Source organism: Actinoalloteichus spitiensis RMV-1378 (assembly GCF_000239155.1).
Taxonomy (GTDB): Bacteria; Actinomycetota; Actinomycetes; order Mycobacteriales; family Pseudonocardiaceae; genus Actinoalloteichus_B; species Actinoalloteichus_B spitiensis.
In genome coordinates this window covers 1-3,947 of record NZ_AGVX02000502.1, presented here as the reverse complement: position 1 = coordinate 3,947, position 3,947 = coordinate 1, and the positions used below count along the sequence as shown (strand labels likewise).

Genomic DNA, 3,947 nt, shown 5'->3' with positions numbered 1-3,947 from the left:
GGCGAGAGCGGCCTGGACGACCAGGCACCCGCCGTGCTCGCGGGCGGTCACGACCTCGACGGTGCCCCGGAGCAGTCGTTCGACGGCGGCACGGGCCGTGGGGGCGGCCAACGCGGCCCGCCGGTGGCCGCCGGGCCCCTCGGCGTAGCGCCGGGCGGCCGCCCGGAACAGCTCCTCCTTGTTCCCGTACGCCGCGTAGAGGCTGGGCCGGTTGATGCCCATCGCCTCGGTGAGGTCGGACAGCGCCGTGCCCTCGTAGCCCTGCCGCCAGAACACCTCCAGCGCGCGGTCCAGGCGTTCGTCGATGTCGAACCCGCGCGGTCGCCCCGCCGCCATGCACCCTCCCTGGTTCTGTACCGATCGATAGGCTACAGTCCCCATTCTGTACCTTCCGGTACACAAAAGAGCGGGTGCACGCCCGCACGACTGGGGACGGAGAACGCATGTCCGGAGAACTGACTGGCCGGGTCGCGCTCGTGACGGGCGGTTCGCGGGGAATCGGGGCGGCCGTCGCATCCGCGCTGGCCGAGGAGGGCGCGGACGTCGCCATCAGCTACGGCACGTCGGAGGCGCTGGCGGACGCGGTCGTGCGCGAGCTGCGGAGCCGAGGAGTCCGGGCCGCCGCCTACCAGGCCGACCAGGCCGACCCGGAGCGGGTCGGCGAGCTGGTCCGCACGGTGGCCCGGGACTTCGGGCGGTTGGACGTGCTGGTCAACAACGCCGGGGTGTCGGTACGGGGTCCGCTGGAGGACGCGGACGCCGCCGCGGACTTCGACCGGCAGTTCGCGATCAACGTCGGGGGTGTGGTCGCCGCGATCCGCGCGGCGGCCCCGATCCTCGGTGAGGGCGGCCGGATCATCACCATCGGATCCACGCTCGGGAGCCGGGCCAGCTTCACCGGTGGGGCCGACTACTCGGCGACCAAGGCGGCCGTCGTCGGCTACAGCAGGGGCGCCGCCCGCGACCTCGCCCCACGCGGGATCACGGTCAACGTGGTCGAGCCGGGCTCGACCGACACCGACATGAACCGGCCCGACGGCCCCACCGCACCCGCCCAACTGGCGTTGAACCCGATGGGGCGGTACGGCCGGCCGGAGGAGATCGCCGCCGGTGTCGTCTTCCTCGCCAGCCCGCGCGCCTCGTTCGTCAACGGCGCGGTGCTGCCCATCGACGGAGGCGCGGTGGCCTGAGGCCCCGACCCGCCGCGTCCGCCCCGGCCAGGACCACCGGGCGAGCACCCGGACGCGCCCGGTGGCGCTCCCGCACCGGGAGCCCCACCGGACCCACCGCCAGGAACGTCAGCGCCAGTAGTTGTTGGCGGCGGCGATGGTCGCGAACTCCGTCGCCACCACCTGCGCGGCCTCGATGAGGCTGTCCGGGTCGGTGGCGTAGTGGGGTCGGCCGCCCCGCAGGACCTCCTGGTCCGGTTGGATGTGCTGCACGGAGTGCCTGGCCAGTTGGAGGGCCAGCTCACGGCCGTGCTCGGGTGTCGGGACGATGAGGGTGTTCCCGGGAATGGTGGTCTTGCCCTGTTTCGGAACGACCTGGGTCATGGGCCGATCGTCGTGGCAGCCGGCGGCCACCGCGAGTCGACCTCACCCATGTCAGTGCAGCGGGACCTCCCAGGTCACGGTCGTCCCGCTGTCCGGAGAGGACTCCACCCGGCACCGGCCGCCGGCCGCCGCCGCCCGCTCCTCCAGGTGGAGGAGCCCCCGCCGGGTGACTCCCCGGGGGATACCGCAGCCGTCGTCGGTGACCCGGAGCCGCAGGCCCCCCGGGTGGCGGTGCAACTCGACCGCCAACGACCGCGCGCCCGAGTGGCGCACCACGTTGGACAGCGCCTCGCGCAGCGCGGCCCGCGCGTGGTCGGCGACCACCACGGGCACGTCGTCGCACCCACCCACCAGGTCCAGGGTCGGGGTGAGGTCGAGCAGGCCGGCCGCCGTGGCCACCTCGGCCCGCACCGAGTCGGACAGGTCGACGGCGGCGCCCTGGTCGGCCGGGTCGGTGGACCTCAGCTCCCGGACGGTGTCCCTGATCTCGCCGATCGTGCCGTCCAACTGCTCGACGGTGTCGACCAACCGGGCCTCGTCCGCCGGGTCCAGCCGGCCGGCGAGCCGCCTGCCGAGCAGGTCGAGCTGCACCCCGGCCGCGTAGAGCCGTTGCACGATGACGTCGTGCAGGTCGCGGGCGATGCGCTCCCGCTCCTGGTAGACCGCCACCCGCTGGCGGGCGGTCGAGCCCTCGGCGAGCACGATGGCCAGCCCGGCCTGGGCGGCGAAGGCCGCCAGCACCTCGACGGTCGTCGGCGCGAACGGCCTCGCACCCCGCCACCGGTAGACCGCGAGCGCCCCCAACCGCCGCTCCCGCGTGCCGAAGGGCGCGACCGCGAACGGGCCGTACCCGCGCAGCTGCGGCGGCACGAACGGCGCCGTGCTCGGGTCGGCCGTCACGTCGTCGACGACCATCGGTACCCGGCGCCGCGCGACCCTGGAAGCCACCGACCGGGGCGAGAGCACCGCGCCCATCGGGTCGCGCACCCGCCCGGCGGAGTTGCGGTCGGCGTGGGCGGCCTCGACCGTCAGGCTGCCGTCCTCGGCACGCACCATGACCAGGCACAGGTCAGCCTCGGTGAGAGCGGCGGCCCGCCGCGCGACCAGCGGCAGCACCGCCTCCGGCTCGTCGTGCGACATGGCCGCCGTGGTGATCTCGGTCGCCGCGGCCAGGGTGTCCCTGGCGAGAGTGGAGTCCATGGCAGCGGCCACGCTACTCGCCCCCCGTGTTCTGCCGGGGGATGCTCACGCGGTCACCCGCCGCGCTGGCCGCTCCCACGGTGCGCGCGCGATCCGAGCCGGCCAGCACCAGGAGGTCGAGGTCCTGGTACTCGCGCACCGCCCCGGAACGCACCTCGACGACCAGGTCGGCGTCCAGCACCTCCTCCGGCCGGTGGGTGACGTGCACCACCGTCCGACCCGCGAACTCGGCGCGCAGCCCGCGCAGCACCTCCCGGGAGGTGCTGGCGTCGAGGTGGGCGGTGGGCTCGTCCAACAGCACCAGCCCCGAGTCGGGGGCGGCGAGGACCGCCCTGGCGATCCCCAACCGCGCGGCCTCACCCCCGGACACGCTGAGACCACCACTGCCGAGCACCGCGTCCAACCGGTCACCCCAGTCGGGGAGGCCGGCGACCGCCAGCGCGCGCCGCAGCTCGGCGTCCCCGGCCTCGGGCCGGGCGACGCGGAGGTTCTCCCGCACGGAGGTGGACACCAGGGCGGGATCCTGCGGGCACCACGCCACCCGGTCGGGCAACCGGGCGACGCCGGTGCGCGGCGGCACGAAGCCCAGCAGGAGCGCCAGCAGGGTGGACTTCCCGGCCCCCGACGGTCCGAGCACCGCCACGTGCGCACCGGCGGGCAGGCGCAACGTCACCTCCCGCAGCACCGGCTGGCGGTGTCCGGGCCACCCCGCGTCCACGTCGCGCAGCACCACCTCGCCGTCCGGGGACGGCACCGCCGCCGCTCCCCCCGCCGCGGCGACCCCGTCCGCCTCGGCCGCACGCCACACCTCGTCGAGGCGACGCTGGGCGTCGCGCAGCGCACCCGCCTGGGTCACGGCGGGCGGGACGGTGGCCACGACCTCGGCGACCGCCAGCGTGGACAGCACCAACACGGCGACCAGCACCGGGTTCAGCTCCCCGGCCGACGCCGCCGAGGCGCCCAACCACAGGTTCGCCAACGCGGCGGCGCCGACGACGGCGGTGAGGACGGCGGACCCGGCACCAGCGCCAAGCGCGGCCCGCGCCGCCTGACGGCCGAGCTCGCGGTCGTCCTCGGCCAGCTCGGCGCGACGCCGTCCGGCGGCGCCGACGGCGACCAGGTCGGCGGCGGAGTCCAACAGGTCGAGGACGCCGACCGCGACGCGGCGCCGCCCCGCCGCCACCCGCCGCTCGG

5 protein-coding genes are annotated in these 3,947 nt (G+C 75.7%); 1 reads left to right on the top strand and 4 read right to left on the bottom strand.

Annotated elements, in window-relative coordinates; translation table 11 throughout:
• A partial coding sequence (locus ACTIDRAF_RS0220375) for a TetR/AcrR family transcriptional regulator (protein WP_016700567.1) occupies positions 1–336 on the bottom strand: 336 nt, incomplete at its 3' end.
• A gap of 107 nt (positions 337–443) precedes the next feature.
• On the opposite strand from ACTIDRAF_RS0220375, the gene ACTIDRAF_RS0220370 reads away from it, so the two are divergent.
• On the top strand, positions 444–1,190 hold the full coding sequence (locus ACTIDRAF_RS0220370; protein WP_016700566.1) for an SDR family NAD(P)-dependent oxidoreductase: 747 nt from the start codon (positions 444–446) through the stop codon (positions 1,188–1,190).
• Positions 1,191–1,298: 108 nt separating this feature from the next.
• Here ACTIDRAF_RS0220370 and ACTIDRAF_RS0220365 read toward each other — a convergent pair whose 3' ends face one another.
• The 3 genes from ACTIDRAF_RS0220365 to ACTIDRAF_RS30085 all read right to left on the bottom strand — a co-directional run.
• Entirely contained in the window at positions 1,299–1,553 is a 255-nt protein-coding gene (locus tag ACTIDRAF_RS0220365) for a hexameric tyrosine-coordinated heme protein (RefSeq protein ID WP_016700565.1), read from the bottom strand.
• 51 nt (positions 1,554–1,604) lie between these two features.
• Positions 1,605–2,753 carry a GAF domain-containing sensor histidine kinase gene (locus ACTIDRAF_RS0220360; RefSeq protein WP_016700564.1) on the bottom strand — a complete coding sequence of 383 codons (1,149 nt, stop codon included), beginning with the start codon at positions 2,751–2,753 and terminating at the stop codon, positions 1,605–1,607.
• A 13-nt stretch (positions 2,754–2,766) separates the two neighbouring features.
• On the bottom strand, positions 2,767–3,947 hold a 1,181-nt coding region (locus ACTIDRAF_RS30085), incomplete at its 5' end, for an ATP-binding cassette domain-containing protein (protein ID WP_039788427.1).